Here is a 21,306-nt window from a genome sequence, read left to right as displayed (position 1 = left end):
TGGATACGAATATGAGGGCTTCTCTGTGTGTGCAGATGCTTGATAACGCCATGATTTCCTACCCGATGCTCAGGGGAGCAATCCTGCACTCGGATCGCGGCAGCCAGTACACGAGTCAGCTGTATCGGGAGGCAATCCAACACTATGGAATCCGTCAAAGTATGAACAGTGCCGGTGGACGCTGTCATGATAACGCGCGTTGTGAGAGTATGTGGGCACGCATGAAATCGGAGCTTCTCTATGGACGCTATGACACAAAGAAAATGACAACGGAAGAGTTGAAGGTTCTGGTTTGGCGATACTTCATGAGCTATTGGAACAACCGCCGAATTTGTTCAACAAACGGTGGGCTTCCTCCGATGGTGAAGCGTCGACAGTTCTATGACTCCATTGCCGCGACTGCTTAAGCGTTCGTTTCCTTGTGAGAAATTTGTCAACTGTTCTTGACAATATCAATATGCGCTTGTGTGCATCGAGGACTTGAACCTGAAGGGAATGCAGAAACGATGGGGCAGAAAGATCTCGGACTACGGCTTTGCGGAGTTTGTGAAAGTTCTCGAACATCAGGCGGGCAAAATGGGAACGACGATTCAAACGATTGATCGGTATTATGCAAGCTCGCAAACGTGCCATATCTGCGGCACACAGAATCCGAAAACAAAAGATTTGCGTGTACGAGAGTGGATATGCTCACATTGCGGAGCCATTCATGATCGGGACAGGAACGCCGCAAAGAACATCTTGAAGGTTGGGGCATCCACCTTCTTTGGAGAGGCATCGTAAGACCTGCGCTATCGCAGGCAAATGCCGTCTGTATCCAAGAATCCCCCAGCTTTCGCCGTGGGGAGTATGTCAAACCATTTCTTTTTCCCATAAACGAATGATGTTGAAGTTGAGCTTATCCGCCGTGCTCTCGATCAGCGCGATCTCCTCTGGAGTGAGCGTTATCTTCATTGCCTGTACGGCATCTATGACATGGCTCTTTTTGGTCACACCGATGATGGGCAGCGTGCCCTTGTTGATCGCCCACGCGACGGGAATCTGTGCGATGTTCATGTGATACTTGTCCGCGAGCAGCTTGAGAGAGGTGTTCAGCATCTCGATTTCATCCATGATGGGATTGTAGATTGCCGCACGTTCAGAGTTGTTCGGCATAGGATTCAGCGTACTGTACTGTCCCGAGAGCGCACCCTGCTCAAGCACCATATACGAGAAGAACCGGATGTCGTTTGCGCGGCAGTAGTCCAGAATCCCCGACTCCTCGGAGGAGCGGTTCATGAGACTGTAGTGGTTCTGCACCGCACCGAGTTTCCGCCCGTGCGCGCGGAGGATTTTGTCCGCTTCCTTGATCTCTGCGAGATTGTGGTTTGATACACCGATCATCGGTGCGTCGGCTTTGCCCTCAAAGAACTTTGCCATGCGTTCCATCCAACGCGGTGCCTCTATCGTGTTATGCAGCCAGTAGATATCCATGTTCTCCACGCCGAGCAGCTTCCGCTGCATTTCCCACATATCTGCAACAGGTGTATCAGAGGATGGATCCGTGCACTGCGGCGTAAGCTTGTCCGCGACGAGATAGGAGTCACGTGCATGCCCTTTGAGGAATGTACCGAGCATCTGCTCCGATGTACCCATGCCATATGCATACGCAGTATCCCAGAGGTTCAGCCCATGCGCCATCGCAGCGTCAAAGACGGGGCGCAGCTGCTCCTCCGTGTAGTTTGTACCGAATGTGCCGTCGTTGCCCCACGCCCATGCACCGAGCGCAATCTTTGGCAGATCTGTCATTGTGATTCCTCCCATTTTGTAGAAACGATTCTTATGCTATGAGGACAAATTTGCTACATAAAGTATTCGGTGCATCAGCGGTATTTTCCTTTATCGATGGTTTTTTTCTTGCCTCGCATGGAGAAACATCGTACAATGAAACTGGGGAAGCACTGATAAATTCAGCCACGCCATCTTGACGCATCTTTTTTGCCCGAACTTTGTCGGCAAATCCTCCACATAGCCCTTGCTATGCGTCCGGTTTGCCTCCTCGTTCGGACGAAAAATCTACGCCAATCTGACGGACTTCATTTTATCAGCGAGTCCCTGGAAGTTGGATGTATGATAGGGTATAGGAGGGAGACCTATGGAGGTCAATGCAAATCTGGCGCAGGATGTGTTCAAGGATGCGGGGGAGAGCGTCATCTTCCTCATGCTCTCACTAAAGCGTGAGGATATCGAGAAGGAGCGGGAAATCATCGCCGATATGGCGGATCGGATGGAGGCGATTCAGCGCTCGATGAACATTCGCGTCGCACCGGAGGCGGTGAAGCTCTCTTTTGGGTTCAGCAACCGTGCGTGGGAATATCTCTTTCCAACGGCAAAGAAGCCGAAGGAACTGGAGGATTTCAAGGGGGTAAACGGAGCACATCACACAGCGCCTGCGACACCTGCCGATCTCTTTCTTCATGTGCGCGCGGGTCAGGCGGCAACCAGCTATCTCGTCGTCGATCAGATCATGGGCTTCCTTCGTCCTGTCGTAGACGTGGTGGATGAGACACATGGCTTTCACTATCTTGAGGGACGTGCAATCATTGACTTCATTGACGGAACCGAGAATCCCGTCGGTGAGGAGGCAAAGGAGTGGGCGATCATCGGTGCGGAGGATCCGGAGTTCATCAACGGCTCCTATGCTTTTGCACAGAAATACATTCACGACCTCGACGCGTGGCGGGCACTCCCGACCGAGGTGCAGGAGAAGTATGTCGGCCGGAGGAAATACAGCGATCTTGAACTCTCCGACGAGGAGAAGGATCCGCGTGCGCACAACATCATCTCGCAGGACAACCGCGATGGCGAGGAGCACAAGATCGTGCGCATGAACGTCGTCTTTGCGAATCCCGGCGAGGGGGTGCGCGGCACCTATTTCATCGGCTACGCACGCCATTGGGATGTGACACGGCAGATGGTCATCAATATGTTTACGCAGGATGACCGCCTACTCGAATATTCGACCGCCGAAAAGGGGCAGCTCTTCTTCATTCCGTCGAAGGAAATCTTAGGGCGTATCGCCGAGGGAGAATTGTTCTAGGGAGCATTGAGTATATCGGTATACACTGGGGAATGTGGTATCAGTCAAGAAATTTTGTGTTGCAATATCGGGTGTTGAAAGATCATTGATCTTTTTGGAGGGAACACAATATGGAAGAAGTATTAAAAAAACAGAAGCTGAGGTAGAGCATCTGGAAAAGAAGGCTGTACAGCTTGGCAAAGAGGCTGCCAAAAAAAAGATGAGCATCGTCGGCGTGATTGCCTCCGGTCTGTCCATCTGTATGTATGTCTCCTATATCCCGCAGATCCTTGGAAATCTGTCCGGTCATCAGGGAGACTGGATTCAGCCGTTCGTCGCATTCATCAACTGCACGATGTGGGTTGGATACGGGTTTTTCAAAAAGCAGCGCGACTGGCCGCTCGTAATCGCCAATTCTCCGGGCATCATCTTTGGTCTGACCGCTGCGATTACCGCTCGTCTCTAAATGCGTAAACACAGCAGCCAATACAAATGATGTGAATTTCCGTGAGTTCGCGGGACTGTTGCACGAAGTTAGAAAACTTCGTGCAACAGTCCCTTTTTGTCGAACGGATTCCACTCAGTCTGCAAGCACGTCGGTATATTCCTCCCTGCCGCGCATCATCTTCTCTGCATAGGAGCAGAGCGGGACGATCTTCTTCCCCGCACGGCGCGCCTCGGCGACGATCTCCTCGATGAGGCGGCGGGCGATGCCCTGCCCTCCGTAGGCGGGGTCAACCTCGGTATGTGTGATGACCCAGCATCCGCGCGCCTCCTCAAGCTCTGCGACGCCGACGCGTGTTTCGCCGTCATAGGCCGCGCTGCGGAAATGTTCGGGTTCAAATACGATCTGCATGGCGATTCCTCCTTTGTCCCGTATTGTAACGCATGAGGAATGTGCCTGTCCAGTATGCGGCAGCAGATTATAAATTGTGCACAGCAGGAAATCGGAGGGCTTTTCTCGAATACCGAATGCAGGTAAATTTTGTCAGCGAAAGGAGAAAATATGGACAAGAAAGGGTATGCTCTGCTGAGCGATCCGTTCCAAAACAAGGGGACGGCGTTCAGTGCCGACGAGCGCGCACAGTTTGGACTTACGGGCCTCCTGCCGCCGCATGTTGACACGATTGCGGAGCAGGCGCAGCGCATCTATCAGCAGATGGAGCGCAAGAGCTCGGGGCTCGAGAAGCGCCGCTTCCTGATGGACGTGTTCAACCGCAACCGCCGTCTGTTCTACTATGTGTTCCGTCAGCATATCGCAGAGCTCATGCCGATCGTCTATGATCCCGTGATCGCCGAGAGCATTGAGCAGTACAGCGAGCAGTTTATCAACCCGCAGGAGACGGCGTATCTCTCGATCGATCATCCGGAGGCGGTCGAGACGACGCTGCGGCAGGCGGCGGGCGACCGGGAGATCCGTCTCATCGTTGCAACGGACGCAGAGGGCATTCTCGGCATCGGCGACTGGGGGACGAACGGTGCCGATATCGCCGTCGGGAAGCTGATGGTCTATACCGCAGCAGCGGGAATTGACCCCGCGTCGGTGCTGCCGGTCATGCTCGACTGCGGGACGAACCGCGAGAGCCTCCTGCAGGATCCGCTCTACCTCGGCAATCGTCACGAACGCGTGCGGGGCAAGGCATACGACGACTTCATCGATGCCTTTGTGCAGACGGCGGAGCGGCTTTTCCCACGCCTCTATCTCCACTTCGAGGACTTTGGACGGCCGAACGCCGCGCCGATTCTGCGCCGGTACCAGAAGACCTATCCCGTCTTCAACGACGACTGTCAGGGGACGGGCATCATCACGCTCGCAGGACTCCTTGGCGCGATGAAGATCACGGGGCAGAAGCTCACGGAGCAGAGATACATGTGCTTCGGCGCGGGGACGGCGGGCGCGGGCATCACGAGCCGTATTTGCCGCGAGATGGCCGAGCAGGGGCTCAGCGAGGAGGAGGCGCGCGGGCATTTCTACCTCGTGGACAAGCAGGGACTGCTCTTTGACGACATGGGCGACCTGACGCCGGAGCAAAAGCCGTTCGCGCGAAAACGCAGCGAGTTCGACCATGCGGATTCCCTCACGACGCTCACGGCCGCTGTGATGGCGGTAAAGCCGACCATCCTTGTCGGCACGTCGACAATGCCGGGCGCGTTCACAGAGACGATCGTGCGAGCGATGGCATCGTGGTGCGATCGTCCGATCATCTTCCCGCTGAGCAATCCGACGGAGCTTGCCGAGGCGACGGCGGAGGACCTCATCCGCTGGTCGGATGGGCGTGCGATGGTTGCGACCGGCGTTCCGCGTGATCCGGTCTCCTACCGGGGCACGACCTACGAGATCGGGCAGGCGAACAACGCACTGATCTATCCGGGACTCGGCCTCGGCAGCATGGCGGTCGACGCGAAGCTCGTGACCGATGAGATGATCTCGGCTGCGGCGCATTCACTCGGCGCATTCCTTACGCCTGAGAAAAAGGGCGCTGCCGTCATCCCGCCCGTCACGCGTCTCACCGAGTTCTCTGCCGCTGTCGCTGTCGCCGTCGCGGAGTGTGCCGTGAAGCAGGGCCTGAACCGACGTGCGGCTGCGGATGTAAAGGCCGCTGTCGAGGAAATGGTCTGGAAGGCGGAATACTGACGCATTGAGAAAGGGGCTGTTGCACGAAACAAACGTGCAGCAGCCTCAAATTTTGTGCAAAAAACACAGAAGGAGGTGTTGCCCCATGAGTGACCGACTTCTTCCCTATGAAACCATTGTAAAGGCACATGAGGGCGACCCCATAGCAATAGAATGGTTCTGCTCATCAGTTACCATATGATACGATCCTTTCTCGTTTTTTTCAGCCAATCCAAGAGAAATTGACGGAATGTACGCGCCGCTTCGGTGAGGATGACGGTCTTGTCCTGTATGAGGCATACCTCCTGCCCCACATCTTTTCCGTCGCCAAGTTCTCGCATGACAATGTCCGGCTGTCTGTTCATGACGGCTGCGTAGTCGTAGCCGAGATTGATCGCAGGATTATGACGCAGCAGATCAACAATGAGGGATTCATCGGCAGTTTCGGCTAGAATCTCGATTTTGAGACCTGGCAGGAGAATGTGTTTGTCGATATTATGACGGAAACAGTGATAGGCGCGTCCTTTACTGATGATCATTTGTCCGTCGAGATCTGTGTAGGAGATACGACTCTTTTCTGCCAAGGGATGATGCACAGAGAGTCGCGCACAGTATCGGGAGAAAAAGAGTACGTCCCCTTGAAAGCGTGTCTGATCAAAAGGAGCGGTGACAATGGCAAAATGACATCGTTTTGTTAGAAGTCCCTCCATTGCATCGTCGTCTGTTGTATCGACAATGCTCAGAATAATACTCGGATGAGTAGTATGAAAATCCTGTAGAAATTGCGCTCCGAGATAAGAAAAGACGTGATCCAGTGCAAAAATGGTAACGACACTTTTTGAATGGGTGGCGAGGGATTTCATGCTTTCGATGGATTGATATTCATCCAGCATACGTTGAACGTGGGGCAGTAGTGCTGCTGCATAATCGGTCGGAATGATTCCGCGTGGGGTACGGGTGAAAAGCGGCTGCCCAAGCTCCGCCTCCAATGATCTCATCGCTCTGCTGAGACCTTGTCTTGCAACATAAAGATGATCTGCTGCCGTCTGGATATTGCCGCAGCGATAGACCTCAATAAAATACTCCATCTGTTTTCGATTCATCTTCATACCTCCCAGCTTTTTCATCGTTATCTATTTTACCGCAACAATATTGTTGCGGCAAGCACCGTTGTTTTTCTTGTTATCATTTGGGAAGTTCGATATACTGCTGAAACAGATCAACCAAATGATGAACAGGAGGAACACTTATGAAACTCACACAGATTCGCAATGCAACGAACCGTTTGGACTATGCAGGGAAAGTCTTTCTGATTGATCCGTGGCTTGCACCGAAACACCAGATGTCATTTGTCGATATTCCAGACATGCCGTTCCATGTCCCCGATCCGATGAAGGAGCATCTTCCGATGCCGTTCTACAATTTGCCGATGGATATGGGGCAGATTTTGAGCGGTGTCGACTACTACATCGTTACGCATCTGCATCCCGATCATATTGATATGACACCGGACGGGACGGTCGGTGTGCCGCTTGATAAGGCGGTTCCAGTCATCTGTCAGTCGGAGGAGGATGCCTCTGTTCTGCGGAGTTCCGGGTTTTCAGAGATAATCGTCCTGCCGACAAGCGGTATGGAGTTCGGTGCGGCGAGACTGACCCGCGTCCCTGCCCTGCACGGCACCGTTGTTCCGTGTGGTGACGCGATGGGAATTGTGTTTGAGGCATCGGAGGAGAACACCTTCTATTTGGCGGGGGATACGGTCTGGTATTCCGGCGTAGCTGAGACACTGCGGATCTATCAGCCTGAGGTGATTGCCCTGAACTGTTGTGCCGCAGAGACCGTGGAAAACGGACGCCTCATCATGAACGATGAGGATGTTCACTGCGTTGCAATGACTGCGCCTAACGCCCGTCTTTATCTGACGCACTTGGACAACGTCGCACATGCTGCGCTTACGAGGCATACACTGCGAGGATGTTTGGCACGTCGCGGCGTGGTGAATTATGATATGCCGTCCGATGGTGCGTCGGTTGAATATAAAGCCGCAACAGTCGGAGTTTAATTCCTGTCATACGGTACATTCCGCACACAAAAGAGATTCCATTCATCCTAATCGGTGTTTGGAATCTCTTTTTGCAAAGAATCATTAGGCAACCTGCCCTATCCTGTGTTATAATTTTCTTATATTTGAAACGTAGGAGGGAAGGCCGTTGTTTGCAAAGACTTATGGTGCGACGACCCTCGGGATAGATGGACGGATTATTGACGTTGAGGTGGATGTGTCGCCGGGGCTGCCGGGTTTTGAGCTGGTGGGGCTTCCCGATACGTCAGTGAAGGAGTCGAAGGAGCGGGTACGGACGGCGATTCGGAACTCCGGCATTCAGCTGCGGCAGGAGCGGGTGACGGTCAATCTTGCACCCGCCGATGTACGCAAGGACAGCTCGGGGCTTGATTTGCCGATTGCGGTTGGTCTCCTTGCATCCTACGGTATGGTTCCCGAGGCGGCGGTGCAGAGTACACTCTTCTCAGCGGAACTTTCCCTCGATGGAAACTGCCGTCCAATCAGCGGCATCCTTCCAATGGCGATTACGGCGCGTGAGCGGGGACTTACGGAGTTCTACGTTGCTCCCTCCAATGCAGACGAGGCACTCCTGATTGACGGACTGAAGGTCTATGCGGTTGAGAATTTGGCACAACTTGTGCGTCATTTGACTGGCACAGAGGTGCTGACTCCTGTCGTACCAAAACAAATCAAAGATACAAAAGACAATGCCTTTACCGATGATTTTGCCGATGTGCAGGGGCAGTATCAGGCGAAGCGTGCGCTTGAGATTGCAGCGGCGGGAGGGCATAATGTTCTGATGGTCGGTGTACCCGGTTCGGGCAAGACGATGCTGGCACGTCGGATGCCTTCGATTCTGCCGGAGCTGACGAAGGAAGAAGCCATTGAGATCACAAAGATCTACAGTATTTCGGGACTGCTCGGCAAGGATACGGGGCTTGTGACCACGCGCCCCTTCCGCAGTCCGCATCATACATCCTCGACGGTGGCGATGATCGGCGGCGGGAGCATCCCGCGCCCGGGAGAGGTGACACTCGCGCATCACGGCGTGCTCTTTCTGGATGAACTGCCGGAGTTCAGCAAGAAGACGCTTGAGGTGCTGCGTGAGCCGATCGAGGATCGCCAGATTACGGTGTCGCGTGCGAATGCAACACTGACGTTTCCCTCTAGTATCATTTTGATAGCCGCGATGAATCCATGCCCCTGCGGATTTAGTGGCGATAAAGATCATGTATGTGAATGCTCTGCGGGGGAGATCAAACGGTATACGCGCAAGCTGTCGGGGCCATTGCTCGATCGCATTGATCTTCATATTCGTGTGTCACGTGTGACGTATTCGGATCTTCATGCAACACGAAAAGCTGAGCCATCTGCGGCAATTCGCCAGCGTGTCGTGAGAGCACGAAATATTCAGCGTGAGCGCCTGCAGCGGCATGGTCTCTTTTGCAACGCACAGATGAATCACAGTATGATTAAGAAGTATTGTCGTCTTGAGAAAGAGGCGGAGGGATTGCTCGAGGCGGCTTTTCATCGCATCAACTTATCGGCGCGTTCCCATGACCGCATTATCAAGGTTGCACGGACGATTGCTGATCTGGGAGGCAGCTCCGCCATCACTGCGGCGCATATTGCGGAGGCAATACAGCTGCGCTCTGACGTCGGGATGAATATCGAGTGACATAATGTACGGAGAATTTGATATATGACAATGGAGAAACAACAATATGTGAAACTTGAAATATTTATCCCTGAGACGCATTTCTCTCAACTGAGAAGTGCACTGCAGGCTGTGGATGCGGGACATATTGGAAACTATGACAGCTGCCTCGCATACTCGCATGTGACGGGTTCATGGCGGCCGCTTGCAGGAGCCTCGCCGTATGAGGGGCGCGTTGGGGAGGTATCCGAGGCACCGGAACTCAAGGTCGAACTGCGTGTGAAAGCAGACCTTTTGGAGGAGACGCTTGCCGCGATCAGAGAGGTGCATCCGTATGAAACGCCGGAAATTTTTGTCATTCCTCTTTGGCGCTAAAGAGGGGGACCGCAAGCCCTTTACAGTTTGTGCTATAATAGAAGAGACCTGTGTCCCGCTGTTGGGTATTCTGTCGTAAAATGGAGGCACATTGCTTGGCTGAAAATATATGCCCCGAACTGCTCTCTTTTCTACAGCCAAACGCTGCATCGCTACGCATTTTAGTGGTTGAGAGTCTGTCCTATCTGCATGGGCTCCGCACAATGTTTCCACAGGCGGAACTCTATGCCGTCACGGCTGATCCCGATGCGGTGGAGGGGGATATTCCAGAGGGCGTTCACTGGCAGATTCTGGACTACCTTTCGATTCCACTGCCATATATGCGTGGGACGTTTGACTATATTATTTCGGATCTTGCCTTGGAACAGGCAGACAATCCGCAGGATATTGCTGCGGGATTTTCTATGTTTCTCAAGGAGACGGGAGCGCTTCTTACCAGTTTTCGCAACATCAGACATTGGTCCATACTACAAAATTTAATGGAGGGGCATTATTATAATATCGTATCCCGCCTCTATGCCAAGCATGAGTTCGAAAACCTTCTCTATGCGTCCTTTTACAAGAGTGTTCGTATGCGACAGCAGCAGCGTGAGGCTCCAAAGGGGCTAATTGCACGACTCACGGAAGCAGGGTTTGAAAACGCACGGGGCGATCTTGAGACAGAGTTCTATCTCGTTCGTGCGGATCGATCCATGCCGGAGCTTGCCCTGCTGAAATCCATGTATACGGTGCAAGACCGCGAGCAGCTGGTGCGTCTGATACATCGCATTGAGTACGATGTGGAGCGTGTTTCGTCAATCAATGGACTATGGCAAATTGTGGATCGTCTTGCTGTTTTTCCTGCCTATTTGGCATCGCTTGTTCGAGAAACTGTTGTCCATACGATGAATTTTTATCAGCATTTGTTTGCATGGTCGATGAAGCGCAATGACTTTGTTTATGAGATGCTGCGTATGAGCGTGGCAGAGAGTGTCGATCCGATGGAGCGGAAACGGTATTACCTCTTGATGAACGAGTTTTCCAATGAAAAAGGATAGAGAAAAAATGGTGTCGGATCGGAACAAGGTCGCATTTATCTCCTGCGTCAATGATGAGGATATGTATAATGAGTGCTGTTTGTATTTGAAATCACAGCATGTTCCAAATGGAATGTCGGTGGAATATATTCCGGTGCGCGGTGCTGTTTCCATGTGTGCCGGCTATAATGAAGGGGCACGCACGACCAACGCAAAATACAAGGTCTACCTGCATCAGGATGTGCTTGTGGTCAACAAGAACCTCATTGCAGATTTGCTTTCGATTTTTCGGGATGAGACTGTGGGGCTTGTCGGTGTGATTGGCTGTCGCAGTCTGCCGCGCTCGGGGGTCTGGTGGGATGGTCTGCGCACGTATGGGCGTGTTCTTCATCACTGTGAACCTGAGAGCGTGGTGGATTCGCACTGTATGGAACCGGATGGCACATACATTGATGTAGAGGCGGTGGACGGGCTTTTTCTCGCGACGCAGTATGATCTGCCGTGGCGTGAAGATCTGTTTACGGGCTGGCATCTGTATGACACGTCGATTTGTATGGAGATGCAGCGGCATAACTACAAGGTGGTTGTACCCAATCAGGAAGAGGACTTTTGGTGTATTCATTGTCCGCGTGAAAAGCCGCTTGCGCCGGAATACAAACGCTATCAGAAGATGTTTTTGCACGAATACGGGGCGGAATTACACCCTGAGGTCTAAGCCAAATATTTGTGGAAAGGAGGTTTTTATCTATGCAGGAGCAGCCGCCAAAGGCTGAACATGCGGCAGAGGAGAAGATCAACTGGTTGAAGCTGGCGACAAAATTCTCGGCGGATGGTGATCTGAAGGGAATGCGTGCCTGTGCCAAAGAGGTTGACCGCCTCATGGCGGGGGATATCGATGCAATGGCGGTCAATGCCGAAGTGGCACTCTATAGTGGGCGGATTGACGAGGCGGAGGAACTCGCCGGAAAGGTACGGCGTGTGTCTCCTCGTCATCCCCGTGCGCGTATGGTTCAGGCAGGTCTTGCGGCACTTGAATTTCGTTTAAATGACGAGATCCCCCTGCTCGCCGATCTCATTGAGGAGCTGACCTACAAGGCGAAGGTACTGGGGGTAGAGGATCCCTCGTATGCCATCTATCACCAAATGATGAAGCGTGCACGCGGCTGGCTCGCTGATGCACTTTATTTAGCGGGGGAGACAAAGGGGGCTGCGCATGAACTCCTTATGTCCAGCCGTCTTGCGGATGAGACGGCTGAGGCAGCGGAGTTCTACAGCAAATATCTCTTCATGTGCAACTATCGGCATCTGGGGGCAAGAGAGGGACGCCTCAAGGCAGAAATCTATAATGAAATGCAGACAGTGCAGCCATATACGCATGGCGATGTCAAGCGATTGCCCCAGAAAAAGCTGCGCATTGGTTATATATCACCGGATTTTCGAGAACACGCGGTTTCGTATTTCCTCTCTCCACTGCTTCACCACTTTGACGGCGAGCAATTCATGGTGTTCTGTTACGCAACAGGGCGAAACGATGCTGTAACGGAGCGCCTTCGGACGCGCCGCGTGACATGGCGTGATATGCGCGGACGGCTGCCTCGTACGGCGGCACGTCTGATCGCAGAGGATAAGATTGACATACTAGTCGATTTGTCTGGACATTCACAGGATAATGTACTTCCTGTTATGGCATATCGTCCGGCTCCTGTCCAAGTTTCTGGGATTGGATATACAAATACCACGGGGCTTCGGATCATTGACTATTTTCTATCGGATGAGGTATGTGTCCCCAAGGGGGATCTGCAAGCGGAGGCAGGTTTTACCGAACAGCTCCTACGGCTTCCACATTCCCATATCTGCTATGTGCCGGAGGCGGTTCGTGCGATGCCCGAGGCAGGGTATGAGCCGCCTGTACGACGCAATGGCTACGTAACGTTTGGCAGCTTTAATAATTTTGCCAAGGTCACGGATGAGATTTTGCTCCTTTGGCGTGGGATCCTAGAGGCTGTTCGCGGATCAAAACTCGTCATAAAGGGAAAGATTGCCAGCATTGATTCAGGCATCAATTTTGCGAAAAAGCGGCTTTCTATGCTGAATTATGACCTTTCGCGTGTGGAGTTCCGTCCGTATAGCCCAGACTACCTTGAGCAGTATCGGGACATCGACATTGCACTCGATACCGCACCATACAACGGCGGACTGACGACGTGTGAGGCACTCTATATGGGCGTTCCTGTTATTTCGCTGCGCGGCCGCACGCATGGTGCTCGTTTTGGCGCATCCATACTGACGAATGCAGGGGTGCGTGAACTCGTCGCCGAAAATGATATCAACTACGTACGCCGTGCCGTACAGCTTGCGGAGTCACCGAAGCTGCTTGAGGCATATCATGCAGGGCTGCGTGCCAATATGAGGCGTTCTCCCCTGATGAATGTGAAGGGGTATATGGAGGAGCTTGAGACAGCATATCAGGAGATCTGGGAGCATTATTGCGCGATCAATCCGTTGGGATAAGAAACAACACGCACATTGATACGAGAAGGGAGGAGCGATATGTCATTTGCCCATCTGCACGTCCATACGGAGTACAGTCTGCTCGACGGTGCGAGTCGGATCAAGGAACTTGTACGGCGTACGAAAGAACTTGGTATGGACGCTGTTGCCATGACCGATCATGGTGTCATGTATGGTGCAGTCCGATTTTATAAAGAGGCAAAGGCACAGGGCGTTCATCCCATCATTGGCTGTGAGGTCTATCTGGCACCCAGCATGCGGCAGGAACGTACGGAGGTTGACGGCACACGCTACTATCATCTGATTCTTCTTGCCGAAAACGAAACAGGCTATCGCAATCTGGTTCAACTTGTATCCCTCGCGAATACCGAGGGATATTATTATAAGCCGCGCGTTGATAAGGAATTGCTGCGCAAATACCATGAGGGCCTCATTGCACTCTCCGCCTGTGTGGCAGGGGAGATCCCGCAGGCAATTCTGCGGGGGAATGATGCGAAGGCAGATGCACTGATTTGTGAATATGTGGAGATTTTCGGACAGAAAAATTTCTTTCTCGAGATTCAAGATCATGGACTGCCCGAGGAAAAGACGGTCAACCGTGCGCTCCGCGATCTTGCAGTAAAACATGGCATTGGTCTCGTCGCAACGAATGATGTTCACTACGTCCATGCAGATGACAGCGAGTTTCATGACATTCTTCTCTGTGTGCAGACGGGGAGAACGATCAATGATCCCGATCGTATGCGCTTCTCCGGCCCTGACTACTATCTGAAATCAGAGGCGGAGATGACGGCTCTTTTTGCGGACTATCCGGGCGCAATCGAAAATACGGCAAAGATCGCCGAACGCTGTCAGGTGAACTTTACCTTTGGTGAACTTCAGCTTCCGTTCTATCCCATACCGGAGAACTTCGCGACCGATGATGACTATTTGCGTGCGCTCTGTGAGGAGCGCATCTCGGTGCGCTATCCGAATGTGACGGAGGAAATTCGCGCGCGGATGGACTACGAGCTTGACGTGATTCATGGCATGGGATACGCTAGCTACTTTCTTATCGTGTGGGACTTTATTGCCTATGCGCGTGAGCACGGCGTCGCCGTCGGCCCCGGGCGCGGCTCCGGAGCCGGCAGTATTGTCGCATATCTCTTGGGGATCACGAATATCGACCCCTTGCCGTATGCACTTCTCTTTGAGCGTTTCCTCAACCCCGAACGCGTGTCCATGCCGGATATTGATATCGACTTTGACGATATCAATCGTGGACGGGTGATTTCGTATGTCAAGGAGCGCTACGGTGAGGATCATATCGCGCAGATTGCCACGTTTGGTACAATGGGGGCAAAGGGCGCGATTCGCGACGTCGGGCGCGTACTCGAAATGTCGTTCGGTGAGGTTTCAAACATCACCAAGCTCATTCCAACGGAGCTGAACATCACCCTCGATCGTGCGCTCAAGGAGTCGGCAGATTTTCGGCGAATCTATGACGGGGATGAGAGTGTTCGCAGAGTGATTGATCTCGCGCGCAGGATTGAGGGGCTGCCGCGCAATATCTCCATCCATGCGGCTGGTGTGGTGATTGCGAAAAATCCGCTTGCGAGCCAGGTACCTGTCTGGGTTTCCGAAGGCACACTTGTCACAGAGTTCGATAAGGACGATGTGGAGGCATTGGGACTCCTCAAGATGGACTTTTTGGGGCTGCGTACACTCACCATCATTTCGGATACAGTGAACCATATACGTGCTTCGCATGGCATTGACCTCGATGTCGATCAGATTCCTCTGATCGATGAGAAAACAGCACGAATGCTATGTGATGGGGATACGGGAGCTGTGTTCCAGATGGAGTCTGCGGGCATGACAAATCTCGTCAAGGACATTCAGCCGCAAGGGTTTGTCGATCTCATTCCGACGGTCGCACTCTATCGGCCGGGGCCCTTGGGCAGCGGCATGGTGGCGGACTTCATCGACGGCCTGCACGGGAAAAAAGAGGTCGTCTATATGCACCCCCTGCTCGAACCAATTCTGAAGGAAACGTTCGGCGTTGTGCTCTATCAGGAGCAGGTCATGCAGATTGTTCAGGTGCTCGCCGGATTCAGCCTCGGTCAGGCAGATCTACTGCGCCGTGCCATGGGGAAGAAGAAGCATGATCTCCTGATGGCGCAGAAGGAAATCTTCTTGCAGGGCTGTGAAAAGAACGGGATTGAGGCAGCACTTGCCAATCACATCTTCGATCTTCTGACACATTTTGCGGACTATGGCTTCAACAAGTCTCACAGTGCCGCCTATGCACTTCTTGCGTGGCAGACAGCGTACCTTAAGGCGCATTACCCTGTAGAGTTTATGGCGGGTGTCTTGACGAGCATCATGGATAAGACGGACAAGATCCCTGTCTACATCCAGCTTTGCCGCCGGATGGGCATCAAGATCCTGCCGCCGGATATCAATTCGAGTACGGCTTCCTTTCGTATCGAGGACGGTGCGATCCGGTTTGGGCTTGCTGCCGTTCGCAATGTCGGTGAAAATGCTATTGTGAGCATGGAGCGTGTACGAGCGGAGGGCGGAAAGTTCCGCTCACTCGTGGACTTTTGCGTGCGCGTTGATCTGCGGACGGTCAACAAGCGTGCGATTGAGAGCCTTATCAAATGCGGTGCATTTGACAGCATTGGCATGGAGCGCAACCAAATGCTTGCCGCGCTTGATGCGGCAATACAGGATGCGGCACGGCGACAGCATGACCTACTGAGCGGGCAGGGCGGGCTTTTTGGCGAGGAAACGATAGAGGAGGTTCAGCAGATTCGCATTGCGGAGGACGTTCCGCCGAGCACGGCACGTGAGCGTCTGGCGTGGGAAAAGGAGGCGACGGGGTTCTACATTACGGGGCATCCGCTCGACGATTACCGCGAGACGCTCTCTGCGCTGTGCTCCATCGGCGAGATTCCGCATGCCGTACGTAAGGATCGGCAGCTTGTACGCATTGGCGGCATACTCACAAGCACGAAGCGCTTTACGACGAAGAAGGGCGATACCATGATCTTTGCCGAAATCGAGGATTTCAGCGGAAAGATCGAGGTCACGGTGTTCCCGCGCGTGTTCTATGCACATGTCTCCGATTTGGAGCAGGATCGTATCATTGTGGTGCAGGGGCGTGTTGATACGACGGGCGATGAGCCGAAACTGCTTGCGGATGAGATCTGGCGTATGAGCGAGTATCGTGCCTCCTTTTATCTGATTCCGCCGCGTGACACTGACCGTCGTGCGCTGTGGAATGAGATGCGGACGCTTTTTGCCGCCCATCATGGGGAGCATCCCGTCTACGTTCGGAGTGACGGACGATGGCGGCAGCTTGAGACGCGCCATTGGATTGACGGCTCTGCAGCGGTACGGCGGGAACTCACACAGCTTATGGGGGAAAGTGCCGTAAAAATTCGATAGGGAGAGACATGGAAGAACGATTGCAGAAGATCCTCAGCCATGCGGGGGTGGCATCGCGCCGTGCTGCTGAGGAGATGATTCAGGCGGGGCGGGTTACGGTTGATGGCACGGTTGTGACCGCACTCGGATCGAAATATGATGCCGCACATCATGTCATAGCCGTCGACGGTAAGCGTATACAGGCAGAAGAAAAGCGGTTTTATCTTCTTCTCAACAAGCCGCGCGGCTATCTTTCGACGGCGCACGATGATCGGGGTCGTAAGACCGTGCTCGATCTTCTGCCGGATCTCCCTGCGCGGCTCTACCCCGTGGGGCGATTGGATGCCGATACGGAGGGGCTGCTCCTCATCACGAATGATGGCGCGCTGACACAGGGGCTGCTCCATCCGCGCTATGAGATCGCGAAGGTCTATCATGCGGAGGTCATTGGCGAAGTTACTGCGGAGGGACTGATGCAGCTGCGTCGTGGGGTCCTCCTTGCGGACGGCAGGACGGCTCCCGCGCGTCTGCGCATTCTGCGCGCGGAGGAGGGGCGCACCGTGGTTGAAACGATCATCCATGAGGGACGCAATCGGCAGGTGCGCCGTATGTTTGCTGCCATCGGTTGTCAGGTCACGGCGCTCCGGCGCGTTCGTTTTGCGCAGCTGACGCTGCGTGGTCTTGCCTGCGGTGCATACAGGCACTTGATGGGAGCGGAGATCGAGGAGCTTCGGAAGATTGCGGGGGTACGAGAGAGTGAAGCGGATCATCGTGGTGGGCGCGGGGCCTGCGGGCATGATGGCGGCAGCGGCGGCGGCGGAGTGCGGCGGGAGCGTCCTGCTCCTCGAAAAGATGGGGCGCGTCGGGCGCAAGATGATGATTACGGGCAAGGGGCGCTGCAACGTCACAAGCGCCGACGAGATTCCTGACATCATCAAAAACATTGTGGGAAATGGAAGATTTCTCAACAGCAGTCTGCGTGCGTTTGACAATGCGGACGTAATTGCTTTTTTTGAGCGGCTGGGCGTTCCGCTGAAGACTGAGCGCGGCAATCGTGTCTTTCCGCAGAGTGACCGTGCTGCCGATGTGGTGGATGCCGTTCTGCGCCATCTGCATGATCAGAATGTAGAGATCCGCACGAATGCGGCGGCACGCGAACTTATCGTCAAAGATCATACCGTGTGCGGCGTACAGCTGCAGGACGGTACGCGGCTGGATGCAGCTGCCGTGATTCTCGCCACGGGCGGTGCCTCCTATCCGGCGACGGGATCGACGGGGGACGGGTACGCCCTTGCGCGTGCGGCGGGGCATACGGTTACGCCGATTTTCCCTGCGCTTGTCCCCCTTGTGACGAAGGAAACGTGGGTAAAGGATGTGCAGGGGCTTGCACTGCGGAACGTGCGTGCGGGACTTTATCGTGCGGGAAAAAAGGAGCAGGACTTCTTCGGCGAAATGCTGTTTACGCATTTTGGTGTTTCGGGACCAATCATTTTGCAGCTGAGTCGCCGCGCTTCTGAATTTTTTGCAGCGGGGGAGCAGACACTGGAACTAAAGCTGAACCTAAAACCCGCTCTTTCGCATGAGAAACTGCGGGAGCGTGTGGATCGAGACTTCACGGCGTACGAGCAGAAGCAGCTCCACAATGGTATGGTCGACCTCCTGCCAAAGCGGCTGATCGATATTGTTCTGAATGCGGCGCAGCTTTCGCCGGAGCGTGTTGTTGGGCAAACATCGGCGAAGGAACGGGAGAGGCTGGTGCGTACATTGCAGACACTGCCGCTCACGATCATCGGGACGCGCCCCATCGCCGAGGCGATTGTGACAGCCGGTGGGGTCGCAACGCGTGAGCTTGACCCGCGCACAATGGAGTCCAAGCTTGTGAAGCGACTCTATTTTGCCGGGGAATTGGTCGATGTGGATGCGCATACGGGCGGTTACAATCTGCAGGCGGCATTTTCGATGGGGTATGCGGCGGGCTGCTACAGTGTATGGAATTTGGAAGGTGAATGAATGGCAGAGATACGGACGATTGAGCCCGCAGAACATGGATGGCGGGGCACAGTTGAGATTCCGGGGGATAAATCCATCTCGCACCGCAGCGTCATGTTTGCGGGGCTTGGGAATACACCCGTGCATATTCGGAATTTTCTCCACGCGGCGGACTGCCTCTCGACCGTTGGCGTGATGCGTGCGCTCGGCGTGGATGTCAAATTTCTTAATGAGAATGAGCTGATCGTTACAGGCAATGGTCTGCATGGACTGTCCGAGCCAATGTCGGTGCTCGATGCGGGAAACTCGGGGACGACGCTGCGACTCATGATGGGGCTTCTCGCGCCGCAGCCGTTCCTCTCCGTGTTCAGTGGGGACGCATCGCTGACGCGCCGCCCGATGGGGCGCGTGCTTCGGCCGCTCTCGGAGATGGGGGCGCGGATCTTCGGGCGCAGCGGGAATAACAATCTCCCGCTTGCGATTGTGCCGACCGAGGGAAAACTGCACGGCATTCGCTATGAAAGCCCCGTTGCAAGCGCGCAGGTCAAGTCTGCGATCCTGCTTGCGGGGCTCTATGCCGATGCTCCGACTACGGTCACGGAGCCGTACGTGTCGCGCGACCATACGGAGCAGATGCTCGCCGGCTTTGGCGTTCGGATGGAGCGCAGCGGGACGAGCGTCACCGTATTCCCCGTGGAGGAGAGTGGCTATCGTGCGCCGGATGAAATCACGGTGCCGGGGGACATCAGTTCGGCGGCGTATTTCCTCGTTGCGGGCAGTATCATGAAAGGCAGCCGGCTTCTCTTGAAAAACGTCGGCGTCAATCCAACACGTACGGGCATTCTGGATGTGCTTGCAGAGATGGGAGCGCACATCACACTCCAAAATGAGCGGACAAGCGGCGGCGAGCGTATCGCAGACATCGCTGTTGCAGCGGCGTCCCTGCACGGCGTGTCCTTCGGCGCGGAGATTATGCCGCGCCTCATCGACGAGATTCCAGTCCTTGCCGTTGCTGCTCTCTTTGCCGAGGGGGACACGGTCATTACGGGGGCGGGAGAATTGCGCGTAAAGGAGACGGATCGTCTCCGTGCGATTGCGACGGAGTTCCAAAAACTCGCTCCCGGCAGCATCGAGGAGCGGGAGGATGGACTTGTGATCCACGGGAATGCGAAGATCGCGCGAGCGCAGGTCAAAAGCTATGGCGATCATCGCATGGCAATGTCGCTCGCGGTGCTTGGTGCAGCGGCAGATGGTGTTCTTATTGAGGAGTCGGATAGCGTGCATATTTCCTACCCGACATTCTTTTCCGAAATTGAGCGGCTGAGCTAGGAGGATTGTGATATGAAGCGTGTGATAGCGATTGATGGCCCTGCGGGTGCGGGCAAGAGTACCGTTGCCAAGATTGTGGCGGAGAAGCTGGGCTATACCTACATTGATACGGGGGCGATGTATCGCGGCGTTGCGTGGAAAACCCTGCAGCAGTCGCAGGAGGTGACGGATGAGGCTATTCTGCACGCCGTCCGTGATATCGACGTGCGTCTTGCCTGCACGGAGAATGGCACGCGCGTCACGGTCGACGGCACGGATGTGACACAGGAGATTCGCACGCCCGAGGTAACGCATATCGTCTCACACGTTGCGGCACTTGGTCCCGTGCGTGAAAAGATGGTGGAGCTGCAGCGCGTGATGGCGGCGGACGGCGCTGTCGTAATGGACGGGCGCGACATCGGGACGAATGTGCTGCCGAATGCCGACGTGAAGATTTTTCTTACGGCATCGGTCGAGGAGCGCGCGCGTCGTCGCTGCGACGAGATGAAGGAAAAGGGCTATGCCGTCGATTTTGAGGAACTGAAAAAAGAGATCGCTGATCGTGACAAGCAGGACAGCGAGCGCGCGATCTCTCCTCTGCGTCAGGCGGAGGATGCCGTGCTGCTTGACTCGACAGCTCTTTCCATCGATGAGGTGGTCGCGCGTATTATGGAACTCTCGGAATAGGCGGACGGTTATGCTGTACGGATTTTTACAGATCGTATTTCGGATTTTTTTCTACATCATCTTTCGCACGCGCGTCTACGGACGCGAGAACATCCCTGCCGAGGGGGCTGTGATCCTTGCCGCAAACCATGCGAGCAATATCGACCCGCCGCTTATGGCAAGCCTCATTGAGCGTCCCGTCAGCTATATGGCAAAGATCGAGCTGTTCGAGAATCCAATCTTCGGTGCGGCCATCCGCCGTTGTCACGCCTTTCCCGTGAAGCGCGGCGCATCTGACCGCGGTGCCATAAAGGCGGCGGTCACGGTGCTCAAGGAGGGGCGTGTTCTGGGGCTGTTCCCGGAGGGAACGCGCAGCAGGACAGGCGAGCTGCAGAAGGCGGAGGCGGGTGTCGCCCTGATCGCTGCCATGACGGGTGCGCCGATTGTTCCTGTCGCCATCCTGAACACGCACCGCATCTTTGCGAACGGTGGACTCATTCCGCAGCTGCGCATTATGTACGGAACACCGATTGTGTTTCACGGTGACCGCAAGAGCAAGGAGTCTTTGGATGCCTTCTCAGAGGAGGTCATGGGGCATATCGCACGGATGAAGGATGCGCTTGCACAAAAATAGAAAGT

Annotated in this window: 19 protein-coding genes and 2 pseudogenes; 17 read left to right on the top strand and 4 right to left on the bottom strand. The window is 54.4% G+C overall.

Going from position 1 to position 21,306, the window contains the following annotated elements; genetic code table 11:
• Both C8273_RS06500 and C8273_RS06495 read left to right on the top strand, forming a co-directional pair.
• A partial coding sequence (locus C8273_RS06500; RefSeq protein WP_159060742.1) for a DDE-type integrase/transposase/recombinase occupies positions 1 to 407 on the top strand: 407 nt, incomplete at its 5' end.
• Positions 408 to 495: 88 nt separating this feature from the next.
• Positions 496 to 783, top strand: coding sequence for a transposase (locus C8273_RS06495; protein WP_234343917.1), 288 nt, complete (start codon positions 496 to 498; stop codon positions 781 to 783).
• Between the two features lie 69 nt (positions 784 to 852).
• Here C8273_RS06495 and C8273_RS06490 read toward each other — a convergent pair whose 3' ends face one another.
• Both C8273_RS06490 and C8273_RS13145 read right to left on the bottom strand, forming a co-directional pair.
• Entirely contained in the window at positions 853 to 1,788 is a 936-nt protein-coding gene (locus C8273_RS06490; protein WP_106626960.1) for an aldo/keto reductase, read from the bottom strand.
• A 144-nt stretch (positions 1,789 to 1,932) separates the two neighbouring features.
• Positions 1,933 to 2,055: pseudogene (locus tag C8273_RS13145) on the bottom strand (secretion protein HlyD); the annotation flags it as partial.
• Between the two features lie 79 nt (positions 2,056 to 2,134).
• Between C8273_RS13145 and C8273_RS06475 the strand changes: the two are divergent.
• Positions 2,135 to 3,079, top strand: a complete 945-nt coding sequence (locus tag C8273_RS06475; protein ID WP_106626959.1) for a Dyp-type peroxidase — start codon at positions 2,135 to 2,137, stop codon at positions 3,077 to 3,079.
• Between the two features lie 199 nt (positions 3,080 to 3,278).
• The gene (locus C8273_RS06470; protein WP_009646032.1) at positions 3,279 to 3,524 is read left to right on the top strand and encodes a SemiSWEET family transporter; all 246 of its coding nucleotides are present in this window, start codon (positions 3,279 to 3,281) and stop codon (positions 3,522 to 3,524) included.
• A gap of 114 nt (positions 3,525 to 3,638) precedes the next feature.
• On the opposite strand, the gene C8273_RS06465 is transcribed toward C8273_RS06470, so the two are convergent.
• Positions 3,639 to 3,914 (bottom strand): GNAT family N-acetyltransferase, encoded by a 276-nt coding sequence (locus C8273_RS06465; protein ID WP_106626958.1) that lies wholly within the window; start codon positions 3,912 to 3,914, stop codon positions 3,639 to 3,641.
• Positions 3,915 to 4,064: 150 nt separating this feature from the next.
• On the opposite strand from C8273_RS06465, the gene C8273_RS06460 reads away from it, so the two are divergent.
• Positions 4,065 to 5,693 (top strand): malolactic enzyme, encoded by a 1,629-nt coding sequence (locus C8273_RS06460; RefSeq protein WP_106626957.1) that lies wholly within the window; start codon positions 4,065 to 4,067, stop codon positions 5,691 to 5,693.
• 170 nt (positions 5,694 to 5,863) lie between these two features.
• Here C8273_RS06460 and C8273_RS06455 read toward each other — a convergent pair whose 3' ends face one another.
• Entirely contained in the window at positions 5,864 to 6,799 is a 936-nt protein-coding gene (locus C8273_RS06455) for a LysR family transcriptional regulator (RefSeq protein ID WP_106626956.1), read from the bottom strand.
• A gap of 122 nt (positions 6,800 to 6,921) precedes the next feature.
• Between C8273_RS06455 and C8273_RS06450 the strand changes: the two genes are divergently transcribed.
• The 12 genes and pseudogenes from C8273_RS06450 to C8273_RS06395 all read left to right on the top strand — a co-directional run bounded on the left by C8273_RS06450 (position 6,922) and on the right by C8273_RS06395 (position 21,301).
• Entirely contained in the window at positions 6,922 to 7,734 is an 813-nt protein-coding gene (locus C8273_RS06450; protein WP_106626955.1) for an MBL fold metallo-hydrolase, read from the top strand.
• A gap of 148 nt (positions 7,735 to 7,882) precedes the next feature.
• Entirely contained in the window at positions 7,883 to 9,412 is a 1,530-nt protein-coding gene (locus C8273_RS06445; protein WP_106626954.1) for a YifB family Mg chelatase-like AAA ATPase, read from the top strand.
• A gap of 30 nt (positions 9,413 to 9,442) precedes the next feature.
• Positions 9,443 to 9,766, top strand: coding sequence for a divalent cation tolerance protein CutA (gene cutA, locus C8273_RS06440; RefSeq protein ID WP_407695410.1), 324 nt, complete (start codon positions 9,443 to 9,445; stop codon positions 9,764 to 9,766).
• A 95-nt stretch (positions 9,767 to 9,861) separates the two neighbouring features.
• Positions 9,862 to 10,803: a hypothetical protein gene (locus C8273_RS06435; protein ID WP_106626952.1), complete on the top strand. Its 942-nt coding sequence runs from the start codon at positions 9,862 to 9,864 to the stop codon at positions 10,801 to 10,803.
• Positions 10,790 to 11,497, top strand: coding sequence for a glycosyltransferase family protein (locus C8273_RS06430; protein WP_106626951.1), 708 nt, complete (start codon positions 10,790 to 10,792; stop codon positions 11,495 to 11,497). The genes C8273_RS06435 and C8273_RS06430 overlap by 14 nt, the downstream gene beginning before the upstream one ends.
• Positions 11,498 to 11,529: 32 nt before the next feature.
• Positions 11,530 to 13,293 (top strand): O-linked N-acetylglucosamine transferase, SPINDLY family protein, encoded by a 1,764-nt coding sequence (locus C8273_RS06425; protein ID WP_106626950.1) that lies wholly within the window; start codon positions 11,530 to 11,532, stop codon positions 13,291 to 13,293.
• Positions 13,294 to 13,332: 39 nt separating this feature from the next.
• Positions 13,333 to 16,725 (top strand): DNA polymerase III subunit alpha, encoded by a 3,393-nt coding sequence (locus C8273_RS06420; RefSeq protein WP_106626949.1) that lies wholly within the window; start codon positions 13,333 to 13,335, stop codon positions 16,723 to 16,725.
• A gap of 8 nt (positions 16,726 to 16,733) precedes the next feature.
• Positions 16,734 to 17,399 (top strand): annotated as a pseudogene (locus C8273_RS06415) (pseudouridine synthase); the annotation flags it as partial.
• A gap of 61 nt (positions 17,400 to 17,460) precedes the next feature.
• On the top strand, positions 17,461 to 18,714 hold the full coding sequence (locus tag C8273_RS06410; protein WP_106626948.1) for a BaiN/RdsA family NAD(P)/FAD-dependent oxidoreductase: 1,254 nt from the start codon (positions 17,461 to 17,463) through the stop codon (positions 18,712 to 18,714).
• Positions 18,715 to 20,022 (top strand): 3-phosphoshikimate 1-carboxyvinyltransferase, encoded by a 1,308-nt coding sequence (gene aroA, locus C8273_RS06405; protein WP_106626947.1) that lies wholly within the window; start codon positions 18,715 to 18,717, stop codon positions 20,020 to 20,022.
• A gap of 12 nt (positions 20,023 to 20,034) precedes the next feature.
• Positions 20,035 to 20,688, top strand: coding sequence for a (d)CMP kinase (gene cmk / locus C8273_RS06400; RefSeq protein ID WP_106626946.1), 654 nt, complete (start codon positions 20,035 to 20,037; stop codon positions 20,686 to 20,688).
• A gap of 10 nt (positions 20,689 to 20,698) precedes the next feature.
• A complete protein-coding gene (locus C8273_RS06395; RefSeq protein ID WP_106626945.1) occupies positions 20,699 to 21,301 on the top strand; it encodes a lysophospholipid acyltransferase family protein in 603 nt (200 codons plus the stop codon).
• The last annotated feature ends 5 nt before the right edge of the window (positions 21,302 to 21,306 follow it).

The sequence above is a fragment of the Candidatus Centipeda massiliensis genome, from assembly GCF_900290285.1.
Taxonomy (GTDB): domain Bacteria; phylum Bacillota; class Negativicutes; order Selenomonadales; family Selenomonadaceae; genus Centipeda; species Centipeda massiliensis.
This window is presented reverse-complemented; position numbering and strand designations above follow the sequence as displayed.